The sequence below is a fragment of the Streptomyces sp. NBC_00859 genome (assembly GCF_045161865.1).
In the GTDB taxonomy this organism is placed as follows: domain Bacteria; phylum Actinomycetota; class Actinomycetes; order Streptomycetales; family Streptomycetaceae; genus Streptomyces.
Genome location: NZ_CP108826.1, coordinates 5,893,316 through 5,917,046 on the forward strand (window position 1 = coordinate 5,893,316; position 23,731 = coordinate 5,917,046).

Here is a 23,731-nt window from a genome sequence, read left to right on the forward strand (position 1 = left end):
TGTGCGGTGCCCGCGGGCTGTCCGCGCGGAGCCCCGCCCCGGCCCTGGTCGCCGGAGCCCCGGGTTTCGCCGGGAGACGCCCCCGGGCGGGCTTGTGCCGGGGCTCAGCGCCGCGCGGGCTGGATTTCCGGCTTCAGGGCCGGGTTCGCGGGGTCCTGAGCTTCGCAGGGGCTCGCATGCGGCCCTCAGCGGTCCGACTGGGCCGACTTCGCCGGGACCGGTTTCAGCGTGCCGTGGATGCCCGGGGTGAAGGTGCCGCCCGCTCTGACCTTCTCAGGTACCCGCGGCAGCCGGTGCGGAAGCGCTCCGTACCAGGTGTACGAGAGCCCCGCCCCGAAGGCCAGGCAGAGCACTCCGCCGACCGCGTCCAGCCAGAAGTGGTTGGCCGTCGAGACGATCACCAGGAGGGTCACCGCGGGGTACAGGAGGCCCAGGATCCGCACCCACGGGGCGGAGGCGAGCGCGAAGATGATCAGGCCGCACCAGAGGGACCAGCCGATGTGCATCGACGGCATCGCCGCGTACTGGTTCGACATGTTCTTGAGGTTCCCCGAGGCCATCGAGCCCCAGGTCTGGTGCACCAGCACGGTGTCGACGAAGTGGCTGCCGTTCATCAGGCGCGGTGGGGCCAGCGGGAACAGGTAGTAGCCGGCCAGCGCCACGGCTGTCGTCGCGAAGAGCGCGAGACGGGCCGCCGCGTAGCGTCCTGGATGGAAGTGGAACAGCCAGATCAGGACGCCGATGGTCATGATGAAGTGCAGTGTCGCGTAGTAGTAGTTCATCGAGACGATCAGCCATGTCACCGCGTTGACGGCGTGGTTGATGTTCTGCTCGACCGAGATACCGAGAAGGTGCTCGGCGCGCCAGATCCAGTCCGCGTTGCGCAGCGCCTCCGCCTTCTGTTCCGGTACCGCGTTGCGGATCAGGGAGTAACCCCAGTAACTCACCGCGATCAGCAGTACTTCGAACCAGATGCGGGGGCGGCGCGGCGCACGCAGTCGCCCGATGAATGAGCTGCGATGCTCCTTGGCCACGACGGGTGACGCGGTGGCCGTTTGGCCGTCCAGTGTCTTCACGGTCGTTTCACCCATAGGGGAAGAGTCTGCCAGAAACTCGGCTTCCCCCAGATCATCCCTCGGGAGGGCCGTGCGCGCACCCGCTACGCCTTGTTGACGTCCCCGGCCCGCGATACCGGGCCGGGAGCGGTTCCCGGCCCGGACGCGGTGGAACCACGGACCACCAGCTCGGTCATAAAGACGAATTCGCTGTGCGGTGCGGGAGTGCCGCCGATCTCCTCGAGCAGGGTGCGGACGGCTGCCTGCCCCATGGCGGTGACCGGCTGCCTGATCGTGGTCATCGGCGGATCCGTGAACGCTATGAGCGGGGAGTCGTCGAAACCGACCACCGAGATGTCGCGCGGAACCTCGTACCCCAGCTGACGGGCAGCCCGGATGGCACCGAGTGCCATCATGTCGCTGGCGCAGACCACAGCCGTGCAGCCCGACGCGATGAGCTCGGACGCGGCCGCCTGGCCGCCCTCCAGCGTGTACAGCGAGTGCTGGATCAGTTTCCCGCTCTCGGCCGGGGACAGTCCGAACCTTGCCTGCATCTCGGCCTGGAAGCCCTCCGTCTTGCGCAGCACGGGCACGAAGCGCCGCGGCCCCAGCGCGAGCCCGATCCGGGTGTGCCCGAGCGACGCGAGGTGGGTGACTGCCAGCCGCATCGCCGCGCGGTCGTCGGGCGAGATGAAGGGCGCCTGCACCTTCGGCGAGAAACCGTTGACCAGGACGTACGGGACGCCCTGGGCGCGCAGCTGTTCGTAGCGCCGCATATCGGCCGTGGTGTCCGCGTGCAGACCGGACACGAAGATGATGCCCGCGACCCCGCGCTCCACCAGCATCTCGGTGAGCTCGTCCTCGGTGGAGCCCCCGGGAGTCTGGGTGGCAAGCACCGGGGTGTAACCCTGGCGGGTCAGGGCCTGGCCGATGACCTGGGCCAGCGCCGGGAAGATCGGGTTCTCCAGCTCGGGCGTGATCAGGCCGACCAGGCCGGCGCTGCGCTGGCGCAGGCGCACCGGGCGTTCGTAGCCGAGTACGTCGAGAGCGGCGAGGACGGACTCACGGGTGGCCGCGGCTACCCCCGGTTTGCCGTTCAGGACCCGGCTGACCGTCGCTTCGCTGACCCCCGCCTGGGTTGCGATGTCGGCAAGCCGTGCGGTCATGGGAGGGGACTTTACCGGGCGCATGTCAGATTGCCCACCAGGTGCAGGAATCGCCGGGAATGCGCACCGATTCACCGGAGATGTCCGGGGCGGACGTGGAGAGCAGCGGCCTTCCGGGCGCGGGGAGTTCGACAGCGGCTGACAGCGTGTTGACGGTGCAGACGAATCCCGGCCGGGCGAAGGCGAGCACCCCGGCCGGTGCGTCGAGCCAGTGCATCGGGCCGTCGCCCAGGCCGGCGAGACGGCGCCGGAGCGCGAGCGCCTCGCGGTACAACTCCAGTGTCGATCCGGGGTTCCCGGTCTGGGCCCGGACGGAGCACTCCCCCCAGCCGTCCGGCTGCGGCAGCCATCCCGCGCCCGGCCCGAAACCGTACGAGGGGCCGTCCTCGGCCCAGGGGATCGGCACCCGGCAGCCGTCCCGCAGCCCCTCCTGCCCGGAGCTGCGGAAGAACGACGGGTCCTCGCGGAGCTCGTCGGGGAGGTCGGTGACTTCGGGCAGCCCGAGTTCCTCGCCCTGGTAGAGGTACGCGGAGCCGGGCAGCGCCAGCATCAGCAGCGCGGCGGCGCGGGCCCGGCGCAGCCCGGTGGTGCCGCCTCCGTACCGCGTCACATGGCGTACGACATCGTGGTTGGAGAGGACCCACGTGGTGGGTGCGCCGACCGACGCCGTCGCGGCCAGCGACTCGTCCACGACCGTGCGCATCGCCGGCGCGTCCCAGGGGCACCGCAGGAACTGGAAGTTGAACGCCTGGTGCAGCTCGTCGGGGCGCACGTACAGGGCCAGGCGCTCGGCGGAGGGCGCCCACGCCTCGGCGACACCGATGCGTTCGCCCGCGTACGAGTCGAGCAGCTCGCGCCAGCCGCGATGGATCTCGTGCACACCGTCCTGGTCGAAGAAGGGAAGGGTCTGCGAGCCGATCATCCGCACCTGCTCCGGGGTGCCGATGTCGGGCAGCCCGGCGGCCTTGACCATGCCGTGCGCGACATCGATACGGAACCCGTCCACGCCCCCGCCGCCGAGCTCGAGCCAGAACCGCAGGATCGCATCGAACTCCGCGCGTACCTCCTGGTTCTCCCAGTTGAGATCGGGCTGCTCCGGCGCGAAGAGATGGAGGTACCAGGAGCCGTCGGGCACGCGGGTCCACGCGGGTCCGCCGAACACCGACTGCCAGTCGTTCGGGGGGAGTCCGCCATCGGCACCCGTTCCAGGGCGGAAGTGGTAGCGCTCCCGCGCAGGGCCGCCCGCGAGGGCGTCCCTGAACCACACGTGCCGGTCCGACGTGTGGTTGGGGACCACGTCCACGATCACCCGCAGCCCCAGTGCGTGCGCGGCACCCAGGAGTGACTCGGCGTCGGCCAGCGTCCCGAACAGCGGGTCGACGACGCGGTAGTCCGCGACGTCGTAGCCGCCGTCCGCCTGGGGCGACGCGTAGAAGGGGGTGAGCCACACGGCGTCGGCGCCGAGCTCCGCGAGGTAGGGCAGCCGCTCCTCGATGCCCCGCAGGTCACCGATGCCGTCACCGTCGCTGTCCGCGAAGGACCGCACGTACACCTGGTAGATGACCGCGTCCCGCCACCATCGGGTGCGGGTCCCGGATGCGGTGGCCGCGCCGGTGAGCTGCTGCGTCATGGGGTGATCCCTTTCGGATGGCTTGCAACGTACGGGACAACGCCGGTGCACCCCGAAAGTAACAGTCTTGCAAGTCCTTGCGAAGGCTGTGGATCTCCTCGGAAGAGGGCTGGAAGAGCCCAGGCAGCCTGTTTGACAAGGGTCGAGACGGCAACCTTGCGGACACGTCGAGGTAACGAAGGCGGCTCCTTGCAGAAATTCTTCGCAAGGTCTTTCGGTCCTCTTTCATCCTTGTTACGTTCCTCGACGACCCGGAGCCGTGATGGAGCGGCACCCCTTGAAGGAGTTCACATGCGACGTGGCATAGCGGCCACCGCTCTGGTTGCGACCCTGGCGCTCGCGGCGACGGCTTGCGGCGGCGGCAGCGGCAGTGGCAAGGCGGACGGTCCCACCACCATCACCTGGTGGGACACCTCGAACGCGACCAACGAGGCCCCGACCTACCGGGCGCTGGTCAAGGAGTTCGAGGCGGCGAACAAGGGCATCAAGGTCACCTACGTCAACGTCCCCTTCGACCAGGCGCAGAACAAGTTCGACACCGCGGCCGGTGCGAAGGGCGCCCCGGACGTGCTGCGCTCCGAGGTCGGCTGGACGCCCGCCTTCGCCAAGAAGGGCTACTTCCTGCCGCTGGACGGCACCGACGCCCTCAAGGACAAGGCGAAGTTCGCCCCCAACCTGCTGAAGCAGGCGCAGTTCGACGGCAAGACGTACGGTGTCCCGCTGGTCACGGACACCCTCGCCTTCGTCTACAACAAGGCGCTCTTCGCCAAGGCCGGGATCACCAGGGCACCCGCCACATGGGGCGAGCTGAAGAGCGACGCGGCCGCGGTCAAGGCGAAGGCGAAGGTCGACGGCTACTGGGCCAGCACGGCCGGGTACTACGCCCAGCCCTTCCTGTACGGCGAGGGCACCGACACGGTCGACCTGGCACACAAGAAGGTCACCATCGCCGGCGCCCCCGCCCTCAAGGGCCTGGAGACCTGGAAGGGCCTCTTCGACGGCCCCGGCCTGCACAAGGCGGACACCACCGCCGACGCCTACGCCCACCAGCAGGACGCCTTCGTCAACGGCAAGGTCGCATCGATCATCCAGGGGCCCTGGGAGATCACGAACTTCTACAAGGGCTCGGCCTTCAAGGACAAGAAGAACCTGGGCATCGCCACCGTCCCGGCCGGCTCCACCGGCAAGGCGGGCGCCCCGACCGGCGGCCACAACCTCACCGTCTACGCGGGCTCGGACAAGGCACACCAGGCGGCGTCCCTGAAGTTCATCGACTTCATGACGTCGGCGAAGAGCCAGGAGCAGATCGCGCTCAAGAACTCGACACTGCCCACCCGTTCCGACGCCTACACCGCCAAGGTCACGGCCGACCCCGGCATCGCCGGGTTCCAGAGGGTGCTCAGCGCCTCGCAGCCGCGGCCGGAGCTGCCCGAGTACAGCTCGCTCTGGGGCCCCATGGACACCGAGCTGCCCAAGGTCGCCGACGGCAAGGAATCGCTCCGGACCGGGGTCCAGGCGCTGAACGAGGCCATGGCCAAGCTGGTCCCCGACTTCACCAAGTGATCCGCAGACCGCCGGACCCGCGCACCGCACGGGCCCGGCGGCCCGGCACGGCGTCCGCGCCGCGGCGCGTGCCGCCGAACTCCCCCGAAGAACTGAACTCCCTGATGAAGAGGCATAGATGACCGTCGCCGTCGCAGGCGCCGGCCCCAAGCGTCGTGGGCCGGCGGAGCGCCTCAAGCAGTCCTGGCAGAAGCACTGGTACGCCTACGTGATGGTGGCGCCCGTCGTCGTCGTCCTCGGCGTCCTGGTGGGCTATCCGCTGGTCCAGGGCCTCTACCTCACGCTGACCGACGCGAACAGCCTCAACTCCGCCCGCACCATCGGCGTCAACCACATCGACGCCACCTACAGGTTCATCGGTCTGCACAACTACGCGGACATCCTCTGGGGGCCGACGGCCTGGGACCGCTTCTGGTCCCACTTCCTGTGGACCGTCGTGTGGACCGCGGCCTGTGTGACCCTGCACTACTGCATCGGTCTCGGCCTGGCCCTGCTGCTCAACCAGAAACTCCGCGGGCGCACCTTCTACCGGATGATCCTGATCCTGCCCTGGGCCGTACCGACGTTCGTCACGGTCTTCTCCTGGCGCATCATGCTCGGCGACTCCGGCATCGTGAACTCCGTGCTCGGCGGCCTCCATCTGCCCCAGCCGGCCTGGCTGGAGGAGCCGCACTTCCAGCAGCTCGCCGCGATCGTCGTCAACACCTGGTGCGGTGTGCCCTTCATGATGGTGTCGCTCCTCGGCGGACTCCAGTCGATCTCCGCCGACCTGTACGAGGCAGCCGAGATGGACGGCGCCAGTCCCTGGCAGCGCTTCCTCAACGTCACCCTGCCCGGACTGCGGTCGGTGAGCTCCACCGTCGTCCTGCTCGGCATCATCTGGACGTTCAACCAGTTCGCCATCATCTTCCTGCTGTTCGGCAACGGCGCACCGGACGCCCAGATCCTCGTCACCTGGGCCTACCGCCTCGGCTTCGGCCAGCAGCCCAGGGACTATGCCCAGTCCGCCGCGTACGGCGTGCTGCTGCTGTCCATCCTGATCGTCTTCACCTCCTTCTACCGGCGCTGGCTGGCCCGTAGCGAGAAGGCCAACAGCTGAGACCGGCCGGAACCAAGAAGGCAGGATCCCGATGACGACCCTCACCACACAGACCTCCCCCGCGGAGCAGGCGCCACCGGCCGTGCGGCGCCCCGCCCGTACGGTCCGGCGCGACAGGCCCGGCCGCCGGGCCACCGTGCTCTCCCACACGGCCCTGGGCATCGCCAGTCTCATCGCGCTCTTCCCGATCGCCTGGCTGGCCTACCTCTCGCTCGGCCCCGACAAGAGCGACTACCTGCACCCGGGCCGGATCTGGGCCAAGGTCTCCTTCTCCAACTACTCGTTCGTCCTGGAGCACACCCGGTTCTTCACCTGGCTCGGCAACACCGCCCTGATCGCCGTCGCGACCAGCGTCATCGGTGTGTTCATGGCCGCAACCGCCGGATACGCGGTCTCGCGCATGCGGTTCCCCGGCTACAAGAAGCTCATGTGGGTCCTGCTGGTCACCCAGATGTTCCCGGTCGCCGTCCTGATGGTGCCGATGTACGTGATTCTCGCGGACCTCGGTCTCATCGACACCTTCGGTGCGCTGATCCTGGTGTACTGCTCCACCGCCGTGCCGTACTGCGCCTGGATGCTCAAGGGGTACTTCGACACCATCCCCTACGAGATCGACGAGGCGGGCCGCGTCGACGGGCTGAGCCCCTTCGGCACCTTCTGGCGGCTCATCCTGCCGCTCGCCAGGCCCGGCCTCGCGGTGGCCGCCTTCTACACCTGCCTGACCGCCTGGGGCGAGGTGGCCTTCGCCTCGACGTTCATGCTCGACGACAGCAAGTACACCCTCGCCGTGGGCCTCTCCAGCTTCGTCAGCGAGCACGACGCCCAGTGGAACTACATGGCGGCGACCGCCGTACTCATCGCCATCCCCGTCTCCGTCATCTTCTACCTGGTGCAGAAGCACCTGGTCACGGGCTTGACGGCGGGCGGGACCAAGGGCTGAGCCCCGCGCCCCCTCCCGTACGCCCCATGAACGCCTCACGCGTCCGACACCTCCAGGGAAGACATGACTCAGCACTTCGCCGGCCCCTGCGCCCCGACGACCGGTAACCGGACCGGCTGGTGGCGGGACGCGGTGATCTACCAGGTCTATCCGCGCAGCTTCGCCGACAGCAACGGCGACGGCATGGGCGACCTCGAAGGCGTCCGCAGCCGGCTGCCCTACCTGCGCGACCTCGGGGTCGACGCGGTCTGGCTCTCGCCGTTCTACGCTTCCCCGCAGGCCGACGCCGGGTACGACGTCGCCGACTACCGGGCCATCGACCCCATGTTCGGCACGCTCCTCGACGCCGACGCGCTGATCCGCGACGCCCATGACCTGGGGCTGCGGATCATCGTCGACGTGGTGCCCAACCACTCGTCCGACCAGTACGAATGGTTCAGGCGCGCCATCGGTGACGGCCCCGCCTCGCCGCTGCGGGACCGGTACCACTTCCGTGAGGGAAAGGGCGAGAACGGCGAACTCCCGCCCAACGACTGGGAGTCCATCTTCGGCGGCCCGGCCTGGACCCGGGTAGCCGACGGCGCCTGGTACCTCCACCTCTTCGCCCCGGAGCAGCCCGACCTCAACTGGGACAACCCGGCCGTCGCCGACGAGTTCCGCTCGATCCTGCGGTTCTGGCTCGACATGGGCGTGGACGGCTTCCGGGTCGACGTCGCCCACGGCCTGGTCAAGGCCCCGGGCCTGCCCGACCTCGGCGGGACCGACCAGCTCCGGCTGCTCGGCAATGACGTCATGCCGTTCTTCGACCAGGACGGCGTCCACGAGATCTACCGGTCCTGGCGCACGGTCCTCGACGAGTACCCGGGCGAGCGGATAGCCGTGGCCGAGGCATGGACACCGACGGTGGAGCGCACCGCCAACTACGTACGCCCCGACGAGCTGCACCAGGCGTTCAACTTCCAGTACCTGGGCACCCACTGGGATGCGGCCGAGCTGCGCGACGTCATCGACGCCTCACTGGCCGCGATGCGCCCAGTGGGCGCACCCGCCACCTGGGTGCTCTCCAACCACGACGTCACCCGGCACACGACCCGCTTCGCCAACCCGCCGGCCGGCACCCAGATCCGCACCCCAGGTGACCGGGCGCTGGGGCTGCGGCGGGCCCGCGCGGCGACCCTGCTGATGCTGGCGCTGCCCGGCTCCGCATACCTCTACCAGGGCGAGGAGCTGGGCCTCCCGGACGTCACCGACCTCCCGGACGAGGTGCGGCAGGACCCGTCGTTCTTCCGCGCGGCAGGCCAGGACGGCTTCCGCGACGGCTGCCGGGTACCGATCCCGTGGACTGCGGAAGGCACCTCGTACGGGTTCGGCAGCGGCGGCAGCTGGCTCCCGCAGCCCGCGAGCTGGGGGGCCCTGAGCGTCGAGGCGCAGACCGGCGACACCGGGTCCACCCTGGAGCTGTACCGCGCTGCCCTGTCGGCGCGCCGGGAGCTGCCGGGCCTGGGCGCCGGCGAATCCGTCGACTGGCTGCCCGGCACCCCGGCCGGAGTGCTGGCGTTCGCCCGCCCCGGCTTCCGCTGCACGGTCAACACCACGAGCAGCCCCGTGCGCCTTCCCGCGCCGGGCCGGATGGTGCTTGCCAGTGCTGAAGTCACCGTGCGGGAAGGCGAGTTCGAGCTTCCCGCGGACAGCACCGTCTGGTGGTCGGTGTGACCGCACCACCCCGGCTCGCGCACATCGCAGCGCAGGCCGCCGTCAGCGAGGCCACGGTGAGCCGGGTGCTCAACGGGAAGCCGGGCGTCGCGGACACCACGCGCCAGCGGGTGCTCGCCGCGCTCGACGTCCTCGGCTACGAGCGGCCCGTGCGGCTGCGCCAGCGCAGCGCGGGCCTGATCGGTCTGGTGACCCCGGAACTGACCAACCCCATCTTCCCGGCCTTCGCCCAGGCCGTGGAACAGGTGCTGGTGGGATACGGCTACACCCCGGTGCTCTGCACCCAGATGCCGGGCGGCGCCACCGAGGACGAGCTGGTCGAACAGCTGGTGGAGCGTGGGGTGGGTGGCATCGTCTTCCTCTCCGGGCTGCACGCCGACACCTCGTCGGACCCCGCCCGGTACGCGAGCCTCGCGGAGCGCGGGGTGCCGTTCGTCCTGATCAACGGCTACAACGAGCGCATCAGCGCACCCTTCGTCTCGCCCGACGACCACGCGGCCGCCCACATGGCCGTGCGCCACCTCTCCGACCTGGGGCACCGCCGGATCGGCCTGGCGGTCGGCCCACCGCGCTATGTGCCGTCGCGCCGCAAACGCGAGGGCTTCATCGAAGCGGTGGCGGTGCGCCTGGGCCAGTCCGAGCAGGAGGCCGAAGCCCGGATCCAGCACACCCTGTTCAGCGTCGAGGGCGGCCGGGCCGCGGCGGGCGCACTGTTCGACCAGGGGTGTACGGCCGTGGTCTGCGGCAGCGACCTGATGGCACTGGGCGTCGTACGGGCCGCCCGCGAGCGCGGTCTCGAAGTCCCCGACGACATCTCGGTGGTCGGCTTCGACGACTCGCAGCTGATCGCCTTCACCAACCCTCCGCTGACGACCGTCCGCCAGCCCGTCCAGGCGATGGCGGCAGCGGCGGTGGGTGCGCTCCTGGAGGAGATAGGGGGCAACCCGGTCCAGCGCACGGAGTTCGTCTTCCAGCCCGAACTGGTGGTGCGGGCATCGACGGCCCGGCACGCCGGCTGAGCGGCCGGACGCGGAGCGCATGACGCCCCGGTAAGCCAGGACATGTCCCCAGCCGCAGTCCGCTCCCCGCCCCTCAGGGGTCCTTGCACTACGAGCGCAAGGACCCCTTACTGACCGGCCTCGTACTGGAAGACCTCGTACTGACAGACCTCGTACGCACAGAGGAGTGCCCTTCAGTGAGCCCGTTTCTCCCGCGCCCCTTCCCACACCGTCACCCGCGAAGAACAGCCGCGGCCGTTGTGCTGACGCTCTGCGCGGCTCTCGCGCCCGCGATACCGTCCGCTGCCGCCACCCGTACGCCCGCCCATCCGGTGGCCGCCCCCGTACCGGCCGGGACCGACCTCACGAAGTCGGAGGCCCAGTGGATCGACCGCGACACGGTGGTCTGGAAGGTGCACGCCACGGCGTCCACCGGCCAGCAGCTGCTGTACGCGCCGGACGGCGGCATGACCGTCAGGGACGGAGACCTCTCCCCGGCGGGACAGCGGCGGCTGCGGCTCGCCCCGGCCGCGCTGACCGTGGCGCAGCGTGCCAAGTACCCGCATCTGAAGGACTATCCGGCCTTCCGGGTGGATGCCCGCGACCGCGGCCGGACCGATGAGGCGCTGAAGGGCCAGCTCATCGCCGTGCAGCGGGGCGCCGGCGGTGCGCTGCTCGCCGCCACGGGCGTACAGACCCAGGGGGTCCTCGACGCCGTGTACGGTCCGGCGGCGCGCAGGGCGGCGCTCGGACCGGTCTTCAGGAACGGCAGGCCCACCCTTTCCGTCTGGGCCCCGACGGCACACTCGGTCGCCCTGGAGATCGACGGCAGGACGGTGCGGATGAAACGCAACGCCGCCGACGGGGTCTGGTCGGTCACCGGCCCCGCGAGCTGGAAGGGCCTGCCGTACCGCTACAGCGTCCGGGTCTGGGCCCCCAGCGTGCGAGAGCTCGTCACCAACAAGGTGACCGACCCGTACTCGACCGCGCTCACCACCGACTCGAAGCGCAGCCTTGTCGTCGACCTGGAAGATCGAGCACTGGCCCCCGCGGGGTGGTCCACGCTCAGGAAACCCGCGGCACGCCCGCTGCGCGACGCGGAGATCCAGGAGCTCCAGATCCGCGACTTCTCCGTCGCGGACCCGACGTCGAAGCACCCCGGCACCTACCTGGCCTTCACCGACAAGGGCTCGGACGGGATGAAGCACCTGAGGCGCCTCGCCTCGTCCGGCACCTCCTACGTCCACCTCCTGCCGGCCTTCGACTTCGCGACCGTCCCCGAGCGGAAGCCGGCACAGCGGACCCCGGACTGCGACCTCACGGCCTACGCACCGGACTCGGAGGCACAACAGGCCTGCACAGCGAAGTCCGCCGCCGACGACGGCTACAACTGGGGCTACGACCCACTGCACTTCACTGTGCCCGAAGGCTCGTACGCCACCGACCCCGACGGCCCCCGGCGCACCCTCGAATTCCGGCGGATGGTCCAGGGCATCAACGGAGCCGGGCTGCGGACCGTCATGGACGTCGTGTACAACCACACGGCGGCGAGCGGCCAGGCCGACGCGTCCGTCCTCGACAGGATCGTCCCCGGCTACTACCAGCGGCTCCTGGACGACGGCACCGTGGCCACCTCCACCTGCTGCGCGGGCACCGCCCCGGAGAACACCATGATGGGCAAACTGGTGGTGGACTCGATCGTCACCTGGGCCAGGCAGTACAAGGTCGACGGCTTCCGCTTCGACCTCATGGGCCACCACCCCAAGGCCAACATCATGGCCGTACGCAAGGCACTCGACGCGCTGACCCCGGGCAGGGACGGGGTGGACGGCAAGAAGATCATCCTCTACGGCGAGGGCTGGAACTTCGGCGAGGCCGCCGACGACGCCCGCTTCGTCCAGGCCACCCAGAAGAACATGGCGGGCACCGGCATCGCCACCTTCTCCGACCGGTCCCGCGACGCCATACGCGGCGGCAGCCCCTTCGACGACGACCCCGGGGTGCAGGGCTTCGCCAGCGGCCTGTACACCGACCCCAACGGCTCGGCGGCCAACGGCACCCCCGCTCAGCAGAAGGACCGGCTGCTGCACTACCAGGACCTGATCGAGGTCGGGCTCACCGGGAACCTCGCCGCCTACCGCTTCACCGACTCCGCCGGAGCCGAGGTCGAGGGCGCCGGCATCGACTACAACGGCGCCCCCGCCGGATACGCGGACGCCCCCGGCGACGCGCTCTCCTACGCCGACGCCCACGACAACGAATCCCTCTACGACGCGCTCGCCTTCAAACTGCCCGCCTCGACCACACCGGGCGACCGCTCCCGGATGCAGGTACTGGCCATGGCGACCGCCGCGCTCTCCCAGGGGCCTTCACTCTCCCAGGCCGGCACGGACCTGCTCCGCTCCAAGTCCCTGGACCGCAACTCCTTCGACAGCGGCGACTGGTTCAACGCGATCCACTGGAACTGCCGGGACGGCAACGGCTTCGGGCGTGGGCTGCCGCCGGCCGCGGACAACCAGGCCAAGTGGCCGTACGCGAAACCGCTGCTCGCCGCCGTGCAGCCCGCGGGGTGTCCCACCATGGCGGCGACGTCCGCCGCCTACCAGGACCTGCTGAGGATCCGCACCACCGAACCGGCCTTCGGCCTCGCCACTGCAGAACAGGTCCAGTCGGCGCTCTCGTTCCCGCTCTCCGGCAGGAACGAGACGCCCGGTGTCATCACCATGCGGCTCGCGGACCTCGTGGTGGTTATCAACGCCACCCCGGCCACCACGTCCCAGCGGGTGCCCGCCCTCGCCGGCCGGCCGTACGCCCTGCACCCCGTACAGGCCCATGGTTCGGACCCCACCGTCACATCGGCCCGCTACAGCCGGGGCCCCGGCACCTTCACGGTGCCCGCCCGCACGGTCGCCGTCTTCAAGGCGGCCCACTGACCTCCCGCTCCACCGGCGTGCGAGGCTGAGCGGTGGCAGCGCGCCGCTCAGCCCTGCCGCCGGGACCGGACGCCGTCCGCCCCGGACCAGACACCGGCCGGGAGGAAACCGCCATGCCCCAGATCACCGTCGAGTACTCCGAGTCCCTGGAGGACGCCTTCGACCGCAGGGGCTTCGCGCTCGGCCTGCACCCGGTCGTCGTGGAGACGGTCGCCGCCGGACTGCCCGCCTGCAAGACGCGCTTCGTGAGAACGGCGGAGTTCGTCGCGGGTGACGGCACCGCCGACGACGCCATCGTGCACGTGGAGATCGCGCTGCTCGCCGGCCGCACCGACGAGGCCAAGGCGCGGCTGAGCGAGGCGGTGCTCGACGTCGTACGGGAGCACCTGAAGCCCACCGGGAGCACCGTGCACCTCTCCGCGGAGATCCGCGATCTGGACGGGTCCTACCGCAAGGGCTGAGTACCCGCGAGTGTTCATGAACTCCGGGGGAACCCGGACCCCATGACGCAGACCGAGCCGGAGACGGAACAGGAGACGAAGCGGGAGCGCCCAGGCCCGCGACGCTCCTGGTGGATCAAGGCACCGGTGACCCTGGTCCTGGTGATCGCGTTGCTCCTCATCGGCAGCAGGCTCGATCTGCTGCCGGGGCTCGGCGACGTGTTCGGCGAGAAGACCCAGGACCGTTCGGGCCCCGCGCTGCTCAAGTCGATCCAGGACATGAGCCGGTACGAGGCGGCGTCCGGCAACTTCCAGGTCGTCGTCGACCTGGAGAAGGACGCCAAGTTCCTGCCGGACGCGATCCGCGGCTCCCGGATGCTGTACGTCGGCGCGGGCACCGTCGGCTCCTACGTCGACCTCGGCCGGACCGGCAAGGGTGCCGTGACCGTGAACAAGGACCGCACGGCGGCGACCCTCCGGCTGCCGCACGCGGTGCTCGCCAAGCCCGCGATCGATCCGGACCGCTCGTACGCCGTCTCCAAGCAGCGTGGACTGCTGGACCGGCTCGGCGACTTCTTCTCGGACAACCCCAACAACGAGCACGCGGTGCAGAAGCTCGCCGCACAGCACATCGGCGAGGCCGCCAAGGACAGCGGCCTGGTGGCGCGCGCCGAGAAGAACACCACCAGCATGCTCCAGGGACTGCTGCACTCGCTGGGCTTCAAGACCGTCACGGTGGTCTACGGGGCGCCCTGACCTGCCGGGGCTCAGCCGGTCCGCTGGCCGGGAAGCTCCGCCGCCGGCAGGGGGGCCAGCGAGAACAGCCGCCCGACCAGGTCGCCGAACGGCCCGTCGGCGGGCTCGTCGCCCAGTATCCGCCGCACGATCTCGGCCATCGGGGTGTCGTAGGCCGCGCTCACCGCCGCCAGCGCGGCGAAGTCGTGCACCAGCTGCAGCTCCAGCTCGGCCCGGGGAATGGTGCGGCCGTCCAGCCAGATCAGCGCGGTCGACTCGGCGAGCGAGACCCAGGAGCGGACGACCAACTGGAGCCTGACGGGCGGATCCTGGACGTCCAGGTGCGACACGATCTGCAGATACGCGGCGTTGCGGACCTCGTCGATCATCGCGTTGGTGGTGCTGGACCCCACGGCGGGGCCGCCGCGCATCAGCGCCGAGAACCCGGGCCCGTGCTCATCGACGAAGTCGAAGAACCGCTGCATCACCCGCAGCAGCCGCGCCCCGAGCGGGCCTTCGCGCGGCTCGACGAACCGCTCGGCCAGCTCGTCGGCCGCCCGGCGCAGCGCCGCCTCGTACAGACTCTGCTTGCCGGGGAAGTAGTGGTAGACGAGTGGCCGCGAAATGCCCGCCGCGGCGGCGATCTCGTCGATGGAGACATCGTCGGGGGAGCGGTGGCTGAACAGGTCGAGGGCGACGCTGATCAGCTGCTGCCTGCGCTCTTCGACGCCCATCCTGCGGCGTACCCCGGTCGTCATACGAACAGCGTACCGACTGGGCCCGGCCGGAGGGTTGGCCGTACCCGGGTCGGCTGCGTCACACGCCGCGGGCCGTCGCGGGCCGCGTCCGCGGGCACCAGGGGCGTTACGCCGCGAAGTCCCATCCGAACCGGGCGAGGCAGTGCCACACCCGCTTGAGGGCCTGCGGGTCGTGGCGGCCGGTACGTACGGCGTCCCCGATGATCCGGGGCGTGAGGAGCCCGTCCCGGGCGATCTCGGCTCCGAGCGCGACATGTTCGGGGCCGCGGTACCCGGGATGCCGCCGCAGCTCGTCGACCCGGAGCCGGAACCCGGGATGCCACTCGACGGGGAACGGGAGCCGCGCGGCCGCGTCCGCCACCGCGGTCCCGCGGAAGCTCGGGTCGAGTACCAGGGCCTCGACGTCGCGGCTCAGCACGAGGGGCCCGTGGACATGCGCCTCGACACAGTCGTCGAGCGGGTCCCGGTCGTCGGCCTCGGCGCGGACCACGAGGTCCAGCGCACCGGCGACGCCGAAGTGGGCCGGCTCCAGAGCACTGTCCGGATAGCAGAAGGTGGTTCGCGCCAGTGCCCGGGGAGCCAGCCTCAGGTGCGCGGAGCCGAACCGCGGAGCCCCGCCGACCGGGCGGTTCCGGTAGTTGAGCGCCCCGTACACCGGACGCTGCCGCGCCGGCGCTTCGTCGTAGGCCCCGCCGAAGATCCGGCTCTCCCATCGCCAGCGGTCACCGCCGGGGCGGGCGGTGAGGCCGCCGTTGCTGGTGCCGGTGACGAACTGGGAGTAGTAGACGCCGTCCCTGGCGAGCGCCCGCAGCAGCGGCACACGGCCGGCCGGGCGGTCGGGGTGGAAGTTGAGCGTCACGCGGAGCGCAGGGTCTACGGGGGACCCGGCCGCGAGTGACGCCACATGGCGGATGGCCCGCTCGTGCGGCGGCCGGGTGCTGTCGGCGGTCATCGGGACAGTGTGCGCGAGACGGGCCGCCGTGGCACGGGAATTCCCGTGCCACGGCGGCCCGTCGGCCGGTGGTCCGAAGGTCAGCCGGCAGCCACCGCGAAGACGTGCAGCACGCCCCCGTCCGTCGTGGCGGGCAGCGTCACGCTCGCCAGCTGCTTGCCTGCCTGGAGCGTGATCGGCGCGGTCGAGAAGATGTCCGTGCCGACCTGGTCCGTACCGTCGCCCTGGACGTCGCGGTACGCGGTGTGGACCGCGACCGTGTTGCCGAACGACGGCTTGTCCGCCCCGCCGCCCAGCGTCCAGTCGCTGAAGCCGATGTCCGCCTTCTGCGTGGTGCCGTCGATGTACGTCAGCGTCGCCGACCCGCTGGCCGAGCCCTCCGCCGCGCTGCCCAGGAAGCTGAGCTTGGTGGCGCCCGCAGCCGACGGCACGTTCAGCACCTGCGGGGTGTCCCCGGCCACCTCTATGTTGTCGGGGCCTCCGGCTGCCACCTTCGGCCAGGTGAAGTCGAAGCCGCCCGACGAGACGGTGCCGCCCGGTACGGCGCCCGCGGCTGCGAGCGCCTTGGCCGAGTAACTCCAGCCCTCACCGTCGAAGTTGGCCTGCGGGTTGTTGTCGTCGGTGGAGATCGCGGTGCTGTTGCGGTTCCACAGCATGCTGTTCTTCGCCGCGACGGTCACCGCCACCGATGTCTTCGGCAGCTCCTTGCCGGTGGACGATTTCAGCGTGACCGGGACCGTGTAGCGGCCCTCGGCCGTGCCTGCCGCCGCCGAGACGGAGAGCTTCGCGCTCACCGAGCCGCCGGCCGGGACCGTGAAGTCGCCCTGCGAGGGCTGGACAGTGACACCGGCGGGCGGCGTCGCGGTCCAGTGCACCTTGGCCGGCTTCTTCTCCAGCGTCTGCACCTTGACGGTGGTGTCCGCACCGCCGGCCCCGGGCTCGATCTTCAGCTGCTCGGGGGTGGCACCCGTGAAGTACTTCACGCCGCCGCCCGGGAAGGACGGCGGGGCGTCGGCCGCCGCGCTGCCCCAGGAGGTGTCAGCCTGGGCGCCCAGGGTGTAGTCGAGGGTGCCCCCGCGGGTGACGAGCGAGGCGGGGACCCACGGCTTGTCCGACGTCCTGCCGTTGACCTTCAGGCCCTGGATGTAGGTGTTGTCCGCCGATGCCGCCGGCGCGTTGACCGTGATGGTGCGCCCGTGACCGGTGTGCACCACCGCGTGCGGGAACAGCGGGGCCGACAGTGTCATGTCGGCACGGCTGGGGTTCTGCGGGTACATGCCCAGCGCGGAGAAGACGTACCAGGACGACATGGTCCCCGCGTCGTCGTTGCCCGGGATGCCGCCCGGGGCGTCGGTCCACAGCTGGTCCATCTCGGCGCGGACCGTCTCCTGCGTCTTGTACGGGGCCCCCAGGTAGTCGTACAGGTAGGGTGTGTTGATGTCGGGCTCGTTGGTCGCGTCGTAGCGCGTGTCGTCCTTCGCCGAGAAGTCGAACTTCCCGTCCGGCGTGCGGAAGAAGGCGTCGAGCCGCTTGGCCGCGCTGTCGTCACCGCCCATCGCGGATGCGAGGCCCGCCACGTCCGAGTACACCATCCAGGTGTAGCGGGCGCTGGTCCCCTCGACGAAGCCGCTGCCGGTGCCGGGCGAGAAGGTGCCCGCCCAGGTGCCGTCGGACTTGCGGTCGCGGATGTAGCCGCCCTGCGGGGTGGCGTTGGCGTCGAAGACGTTCGTCCAGTTCCCCGAACGGTCCAGGAACTTCTTCGCGTCGGCGCTCTTCCCGGTCTGCCGGGACAGCTCGGAGAGGCCGTAGTCGGCCGCCGCGTCCTCCAGCGTCTCGGCCGCGCCGCCCCAGCAGTGGCAGTTGTCGGACGGTACGTACCCGAGGTCCAGGTACTTGTCGAGCGCGGGACGCTGGCCCACGCACTCGACGTTGCAGCCCGCACTGTCCGAGTCGTTGGCCGTCGGTACGGTCGCCGCCTTGACCAGCGACTTCAGGGCGCCCTTGACGTCGAAGTCATGGCCGCCGAAGGCGTAGATCCCGGCGAGGGCGGCGTCGGACGGGTCGCCCGACATGACGCTCGTCTTGCCGTTCTCCAGGAGCCAGCGGTCCCACTCGCCGCCGCGCTGGCCCGCGTAGTTGTAGAGCGACTGGGCGTAGTCGCTGCCCGCCCGCGGGTTGAGCAGCGTCATCAGCTGCACCTGGGCGCGGTACTGGTCCCAGCCGGAGAAGGTGCCGTACTGGGCCTTCTGCCCCTTGGCCAGCTTGTGCGGCTTGCGGTCGGCGCCCAGGTAGCGGCCGTCGACGTCGCTGGTGAGCGTGGGCTCCAGCATCGAGTGGTAGAGCGCGGTGTAGAAGGTGGAGCGCTGGGCGCCGGTGCCGCCGCCCACCTCGACCGACTTCAGCGCCTTGTTCCAGGCTCCGGCCGCCTGCGACTTCACGGAGCCGAAGCTCTTGCGGGGTGCGTTCTCGGCGCGGAGGTTGGCCTCGGCGTTCCGCGCGCTGACGTAGGAGACGGCGACCTTGGCCTGAGCCTCGGTGGTCCCGTCGGCGAAGGTGACGTACGCGCCCGAGCCCTTGCCCTCCGCGGCGTTGCCGGACGAGCTGTAGCCCGTACCGCCGGACGCGGAGGTGGAGCCGGGGCTGACCGTGCTGTCCTTCCAGGTGCCGACCTCGGCGAACGCCTTGTCGAAGTGGGCCGTGAAGTACAGCGTGTACAGGTCGTGCCGGTTGTTCGCGCTCTGCGGCCCGCAGAAGTTGCCCGCGGTGACGGAGCCCGTCACGGTCCGGGCCTTCTTGTCGACCTTCACGGTGGCGTCCGTGCTGCCGCTCTCCGAGTTCGATGTGCGGAAGAGCATGCTGGCCGGCTTGTCCTTGGGGAAGCCGAACTGTCCGGATCCGGTCCGCGCGGTCGTGGTGAGCGCGGCGGACGCGCCGTTGTCCAGGCCGACCTTGTAATAGCCGGGTGAGGCGGTCTCGTTGTCGTGCGAGAAGGTGCTGGCGTATTTGGCGTCGGTGGTGTCCGCGCTGGGCGAGGAGTCGACGTCGCCGGTGTACGGCATGATCGGGATGTCGCCGTTCGCACCCGAGCAGCCCACTCCGTTGAGGTGGGTCAGGCTGAATCCACGGATCTTCGTGGCGTCGTACTGATAGCCGCCGGGCGCCGGTGTGGAGACCTGCTTGCCCTTGGAGTTCTGCGGGCTCCAGGCCAGCATCCCGAAGGGCTGCACCGCGCCGGGATAGGTGTTGCCCGCGTTGGCGGAGCCGATCAGCGGGTTGACGTACGACACCGGGTCCTTGACGGTGCCGTGCGGGGATACGGCCGATGCGGGGGCGGCGGTGGCCGCCATCCCCAGGGCGGCCATGGCGGTCACCACGACGGAGCTGACCACTCCGATCCCGGTGCGCGTCCGACGGTTGTGCGTGTCTGACACCCGTTCCTGCCCTTCGTGTGTGACGGACGGTCAACGCGGCGGGAAGGGGTGCGCCGTTGACCACTCAGGAACGGCGCGCCACCCGACAACGTTGTCAACGACGTGAGGATGCTCCTCCTGCCGGTCCGGGGTGTCAAGGCTCCCCGGACCCCGCCCGTTGGCCGCCCGCTGCCGGCCAGTGGTTCCGGCGGGCCCGGGGGCCTGGCTCCTACAGGTCGAGGACCAGCCGGCCGCCGCGCGCCCGCGACACGCAGATCAGCATGGAGTCCTCCCGCTCCGCATCCGTCAGCAGCTCGTCCCGGTGGTCCACCCGGCCCTCGACGACGCGCTGTTGGCAGGTGCCGCAGAAGCCCTGCTCGCAGGAGTACGCGACATCCGGCACCGCCGTGCGGACGGCGGCCAGCACCGTGGAGCCGGGTGCGACCGTGACCGTGCGTCCGGAGCGGCGCAGCTCGACGTCGAAGCTGTCCGCGTCCGCCGCGGTGCGGGCCTGCGGTGCGAAGCGCTCCAGGTGGAGCTCCGCTCCGGCAGGGAGCGCGGCCGAGACCGCTCCGAGCAGGCCTTCCGGGCCGCAGCAGTAGTACGCGGTTCCCGGCGGGTCGGCCCCGAACTCCAGCTCCGGATAGCCCGCTTCGTCCTGCGGGACCACGGTCACGCGGCCCGCGCCACCGCCGCGCTCCGAGCTCCTCGCGAGCGCCGCGACCTCGGCCAGGAAGGGCATCGAGGCGCGGGTGCGCCCGCAGTAGACCAGCCGCCACTGTGCGCCCGCCTCTTCGGCCGCCCGGAGCATCGGCAGGACCGGCGTGATGCCGATGCCGCCGGCGACGAAGACGTACGAAGCGGCCCCGGCGAGCGGGAATCGGTTGCGAGGGCCGCGGGTCTCGATCTCCGCGCCCTGGCGGAGCTGTTCATGGACTTCGCGGGAGCCGCCCCGGCCGTCCTCGACCAGCCGGGTGGCGACCGTGTACGCGTTCCGGTCCGCCGGGTCCCCGCACAGCGAGTACTGGCGCACCAGGCCGGACGGCAGCACCAGATCCAGATGGGCGCCCGGCGTCCAGGAGGCGAGGCGCTCGCCGGACGCGCTCGCCAGGCGGAGCCGCACCACACCGTCGGCCACCTGGGCGCGCTCGGTGATCAGCAGCCGCCGGACGGCCGTGCGGTGCCGGCCGCGGCCCGAGACCGGGGTCTCCAGGGCGGGCAGCGGCCAGAGCGGGGAAGCGGCGATACGGCGGTGCAGCGCGCGCTTGGCGAGCAGGGCCGCGCCGGCGACCAGGGCGACCGTGCGCACGCGGGGCAGGGGCGGTGCCATCTCAGTGCGCTCCGTTCGCGGCGGGGGAGTTGGCGAGATAGGCCACGGCCTGCGCCGTACTGCCTTCCTGCGAGGGGTGGTACGTACGGCTCAGATAGCCGGGCACCGACCGTGCGATGGCCCCGGTCGTGGGCAGCAGTCCCTGCCGGCCGCGCCGGTGGTACGCGCGCAGTGTCGCCCTGCCGTCCACCAGCAGCGGATCGTTCTCCATGAAGAAGCGGACTCCGCGCTGCCAGAGGAAGACCAGGGCGGAGAACGCGGTCGCCCAGGTGCGGACCCTGCGGCGGTAGCCGCCGTCGATGTGCTGGAAGACCTCGAAGGCGACCGAGCGGTGTTCGACCTCCTCGGCGCCGTGCCAGCGCAGCAGATCCAGCATCGTGGGATCCGCCCCGCGCCGGTCCAGGGCCTCCGCGTTGAGCACCCAGTCGCCGAGGAAGGCCGTGTAGTGCTCGATCGCGGCGATCGTCGCGACCCGTTCCCTCAGCCACCACCTGCTCGCTCTGCCGGGCGGCAGCGTCCGGTCGCCGAGCAGTTTCTCGAAGAGCCAGTCGACCTGGGCGGTGTACGGGGTCGGGTCAAGACCCTGCGCCGCGAGATGGGGGAGTACGTCGTCGTGGGCCTGTGAGTGCATCGCCTCCTGGCCGATGAACCCGATGACGTCCGCACGCAGCCGCTCGTCCCGGATCAGTGGCAGGACCTGCTTGTAGACATGCACGAACCAGCGCTCGCCCGCCGGGAGCAGCAGGTGCAGCACATTGATGGTGTGCGTGGTGAACGGATCACCGGGCACCCAGTGCAGCGGGGTGTCCTCCCAGTCGAAGGAGACCTTGCGGGCCTTGAGGGCTATGTGCTCCGAAGCCACCGGGGCGGGCTGCGTATTAGACATGGCGTCAATGTACCGACGGGTACGCCCGAGGAACAGGGCCTTGCGGCAGTCGTTCAGCGGCAGCCGCAGCGGTGGCTTGCGGAGTACCGCTCCGTGGCCGGCGGCAGGGCCAGGGCTGCGACGGCGAACCTCACGTCACCGCAGCGAACCGACACGGGCACCGTCTGCCAGGCGTCCCGACAGCTGCGCCTTCGCGCCCTGCGCCGCCGGTACGGCGAGCAGCCGGCCTGCCGCGCTGCCCGACACCCCGCCCGTGGCGGCCAGCGACGCGAACTGCGTGCTGCCCGCGGCCAGCACGTACCACTGCCCGCCGCGCGCCTTCCACAGCACACCCGCGAGGACGCGGGGCTGCCGCTTCCCGCACGCCGGTGAGTCCTCGGCGCGGGCGACGACGGTGTCGGGCGCCTGCCCCCGGCCATCGGGGACCCGGAACTGCGCGAGGATCCGGCTCCCCGCGCCGCGCCAGGTATCCGCGCGGGTGCAGAGCCAGACGGCCCGGTCCTCCGCTCCGGGCAGCGGCTGGTCGGCGAACTGCCAGGAGTTCACCGTGCGTACGCCGTGCGAGCGGACCGCCGGGAGCAGACAGGCGGTGTGCGCCCAGCTCGCCCGGTCCGCCGCTCCCGTCACATCGTGCGGACCGGCCGGCGGACCCGCGAGCAGCCGGGCGGGGGGAAGCTCACCGAGGTCGGTCAGCAGGTGCGTGCCCGCGCTGTCGCTCAGCGCAAGCGCGTTCCAGGAGGTGCATGCGCGTGAGACCCCCGGGCCGGGCACCGGGTCGGTGACACCGTCCGCGGACAGGGGCAGCGGACGCGCCCCAGCCGCGGGGGTGAGCAGATCCCGCACCCCCGCGTCCCGTACCCAGGGCGCCGTGAGATAGCGGACGTTGCCGTCGGTCCGGCCTGCGACCAGCGCGTCGGACGAGGCCTCGTCGGCGCCGTCCACCCGCGCGAAGTCGAGCGCGGCGCCTCCCACGCCGTCCTTCGCCTCGGCATAGCGCACCACACGCAGACCGTCGTAGAACAGCACGACCACCGCGTCGTCCACCGCGCCCGCGAACAGCAGCTGCGGGGCGCCCATGGGTGGCCCGGAGGGCGTACCGGGGGTCGACGAGACCTGCACCGAGTCGTCGGGGCGGGCCCAGACGGCGAGTGCGCGCCGCAGCAGGGCGGTGTCCCCGGCGCGGTCGCCGCGGGCGGGCCACACGGAGAAGTCGGTACGGGGCGACGTCTTCCACGCCCCGGCCGCGACCCGCGTCAGCCTCGCCGGATTCAGCGCCTGCCCGGCCGGCGTGCTGCCCGTGGGCGCCGGGGGAGCGGCCTTCCCCGCGCCCAGCCCGCCGTCCGGCAGCGCGAGCAGCGTCCCGCACACCAGCACAGCGGCCGCCGCGGCCAGCGCGCCCCTGCCACGGCGTCTGCGCCGCAGCAGATCGGTCGGTCTGGCCTGGAGCGAGCAGGGGTCGAACGCGGCGGACGCCAGCAGCCCGTACTGCGCCGCCGGGCCGTCCGCGCGGTCCAGTGCCGTCCGCGGGTCGGCCACCCCCGCCGCCTGGAGCACCTGCCGTACCCGGGTGTCGTCGAGTCCTTCGAGGCCGCGCAGCGCGTACGCGGCGCGTGCGGGTCCCGAGAGTGCCGAAAGCCGCTGGTCCAGGGCGAGTTCATCCGCGCCGCCGGAGCGCGTGAAGAGCCGCAGGCCCCATACCTGAGGCAGCAGCGGCGGCAGCTGGACACGGCGCGGCAAGGCCTTCCACCGCCGGGGCCGGGTTGCCTCCAGCGCCGCCGTGACCACCCGTCCCCGTACATACGCGTAGGCCGGGTCGCAGTCGTCCGCCCGGCGCGGCGAGGGGATGGCATCGGCGGCGCCCGGCCTGCGCCCCCGCGGCAGCGCACGCTGCGCGAGGGAGTGTGCGGTCAGCACCCGGCGGTTGCGGCCGAGCGAGGGAGGCAGGATCAGATACGCCAGCCGGACAAGGCGGGGGTAGTGCTCGACGAGCGCGGCCTCCGCCTGCTCGGTATCGACGGCGGTCGGATCGGGCACGGAGCGGCGGGCGACATCCTGTGACTGCACATTCAGCAGAACGAGCGAATCGTGGGATGGTCACCGGGGCCCACGGCTCCCCGCGTGCT

Annotated in this window: 17 protein-coding genes; 8 read left to right on the forward strand and 9 right to left on the reverse strand. The window is 71.1% G+C overall.

Annotation, left to right across the window (positions count from 1 at the left end):
* Positions 1 to 185: 185 nt before the first annotated feature.
* The 3 genes from OG584_RS25835 to OG584_RS25845 form a co-directional block, all read right to left on the reverse strand.
* Positions 186 to 1,091: a phosphatase PAP2 family protein gene (locus OG584_RS25835; RefSeq protein WP_405781289.1), complete on the reverse strand. Its 906-nt coding sequence runs from the start codon at positions 1,089 to 1,091 to the stop codon at positions 186 to 188.
* A 68-nt stretch (positions 1,092 to 1,159) separates the two neighbouring features.
* A complete protein-coding gene (locus OG584_RS25840) occupies positions 1,160 to 2,221 on the reverse strand; it encodes a LacI family DNA-binding transcriptional regulator (protein WP_405781291.1) in 1,062 nt (353 codons plus the stop codon).
* A 25-nt stretch (positions 2,222 to 2,246) separates the two neighbouring features.
* Positions 2,247 to 3,851, reverse strand: coding sequence for a glycoside hydrolase family 13 protein (locus OG584_RS25845; protein ID WP_405781293.1), 1,605 nt, complete (start codon positions 3,849 to 3,851; stop codon positions 2,247 to 2,249).
* Between the two features lie 291 nt (positions 3,852 to 4,142).
* Between OG584_RS25845 and OG584_RS25850 the strand changes: the two genes are divergently transcribed.
* The 8 genes from OG584_RS25850 (at position 4,143) to OG584_RS25885 (ending at position 14,293) form a co-directional block, all read left to right on the forward strand.
* Positions 4,143 to 5,414, forward strand: a complete 1,272-nt coding sequence (locus OG584_RS25850) for an extracellular solute-binding protein (protein ID WP_405781295.1) — start codon at positions 4,143 to 4,145, stop codon at positions 5,412 to 5,414.
* Positions 5,415 to 5,532: 118 nt separating this feature from the next.
* Positions 5,533 to 6,513, forward strand: coding sequence for a carbohydrate ABC transporter permease (locus OG584_RS25855; protein ID WP_405781296.1), 981 nt, complete (start codon positions 5,533 to 5,535; stop codon positions 6,511 to 6,513).
* A 31-nt stretch (positions 6,514 to 6,544) separates the two neighbouring features.
* Positions 6,545 to 7,453, forward strand: coding sequence for a sugar ABC transporter permease (locus OG584_RS25860; RefSeq protein WP_405781297.1), 909 nt, complete (start codon positions 6,545 to 6,547; stop codon positions 7,451 to 7,453).
* A gap of 63 nt (positions 7,454 to 7,516) precedes the next feature.
* The gene (locus OG584_RS25865) at positions 7,517 to 9,166 is read left to right on the forward strand and encodes a glycoside hydrolase family 13 protein (RefSeq protein ID WP_405781299.1); all 1,650 of its coding nucleotides are present in this window, start codon (positions 7,517 to 7,519) and stop codon (positions 9,164 to 9,166) included.
* The gene (locus OG584_RS25870) at positions 9,163 to 10,185 is read left to right on the forward strand and encodes a LacI family DNA-binding transcriptional regulator (protein WP_405781300.1); all 1,023 of its coding nucleotides are present in this window, start codon (positions 9,163 to 9,165) and stop codon (positions 10,183 to 10,185) included. The genes OG584_RS25865 and OG584_RS25870 overlap by 4 nt, the downstream gene beginning before the upstream one ends.
* 176 nt (positions 10,186 to 10,361) lie before the next feature.
* Positions 10,362 to 13,097 (forward strand): pullulanase-type alpha-1,6-glucosidase, encoded by a 2,736-nt coding sequence (gene pulA / locus OG584_RS25875; RefSeq protein ID WP_405781302.1) that lies wholly within the window; start codon positions 10,362 to 10,364, stop codon positions 13,095 to 13,097.
* Between the two features lie 113 nt (positions 13,098 to 13,210).
* Positions 13,211 to 13,558: a 5-carboxymethyl-2-hydroxymuconate Delta-isomerase gene (locus OG584_RS25880; RefSeq protein ID WP_405781304.1), complete on the forward strand. Its 348-nt coding sequence runs from the start codon at positions 13,211 to 13,213 to the stop codon at positions 13,556 to 13,558.
* A 42-nt stretch (positions 13,559 to 13,600) separates the two neighbouring features.
* Positions 13,601 to 14,293: a DUF4230 domain-containing protein gene (locus OG584_RS25885; RefSeq protein ID WP_405781305.1), complete on the forward strand. Its 693-nt coding sequence runs from the start codon at positions 13,601 to 13,603 to the stop codon at positions 14,291 to 14,293.
* An 11-nt stretch (positions 14,294 to 14,304) separates the two neighbouring features.
* On the opposite strand, the gene OG584_RS25890 is transcribed toward OG584_RS25885, so the two are convergent.
* The 6 genes from OG584_RS25890 to OG584_RS25915 form a co-directional block, all read right to left on the reverse strand.
* A complete protein-coding gene (locus OG584_RS25890; protein ID WP_405781306.1) occupies positions 14,305 to 15,030 on the reverse strand; it encodes a TetR/AcrR family transcriptional regulator in 726 nt (241 codons plus the stop codon).
* A gap of 106 nt (positions 15,031 to 15,136) precedes the next feature.
* Positions 15,137 to 15,982 (reverse strand): DUF3626 domain-containing protein, encoded by an 846-nt coding sequence (locus tag OG584_RS25895; RefSeq protein ID WP_405781308.1) that lies wholly within the window; start codon positions 15,980 to 15,982, stop codon positions 15,137 to 15,139.
* A gap of 80 nt (positions 15,983 to 16,062) precedes the next feature.
* On the reverse strand, positions 16,063 to 19,344 hold the full coding sequence (locus OG584_RS25900) for a GH92 family glycosyl hydrolase (RefSeq protein ID WP_405784291.1): 3,282 nt from the start codon (positions 19,342 to 19,344) through the stop codon (positions 16,063 to 16,065).
* A gap of 277 nt (positions 19,345 to 19,621) precedes the next feature.
* Positions 19,622 to 20,722, reverse strand: a complete 1,101-nt coding sequence (locus OG584_RS25905; RefSeq protein ID WP_405781309.1) for a PDR/VanB family oxidoreductase — start codon at positions 20,720 to 20,722, stop codon at positions 19,622 to 19,624.
* 1 nt (position 20,723) lies between these two features.
* On the reverse strand, positions 20,724 to 21,608 hold the full coding sequence (locus OG584_RS25910; RefSeq protein WP_405781310.1) for a metal-dependent hydrolase: 885 nt from the start codon (positions 21,606 to 21,608) through the stop codon (positions 20,724 to 20,726).
* 135 nt (positions 21,609 to 21,743) lie between these two features.
* Positions 21,744 to 23,672, reverse strand: coding sequence for a hypothetical protein (locus OG584_RS25915; protein WP_405781311.1), 1,929 nt, complete (start codon positions 23,670 to 23,672; stop codon positions 21,744 to 21,746).
* Between the last annotated feature and the right edge of the window lie 59 nt (positions 23,673 to 23,731).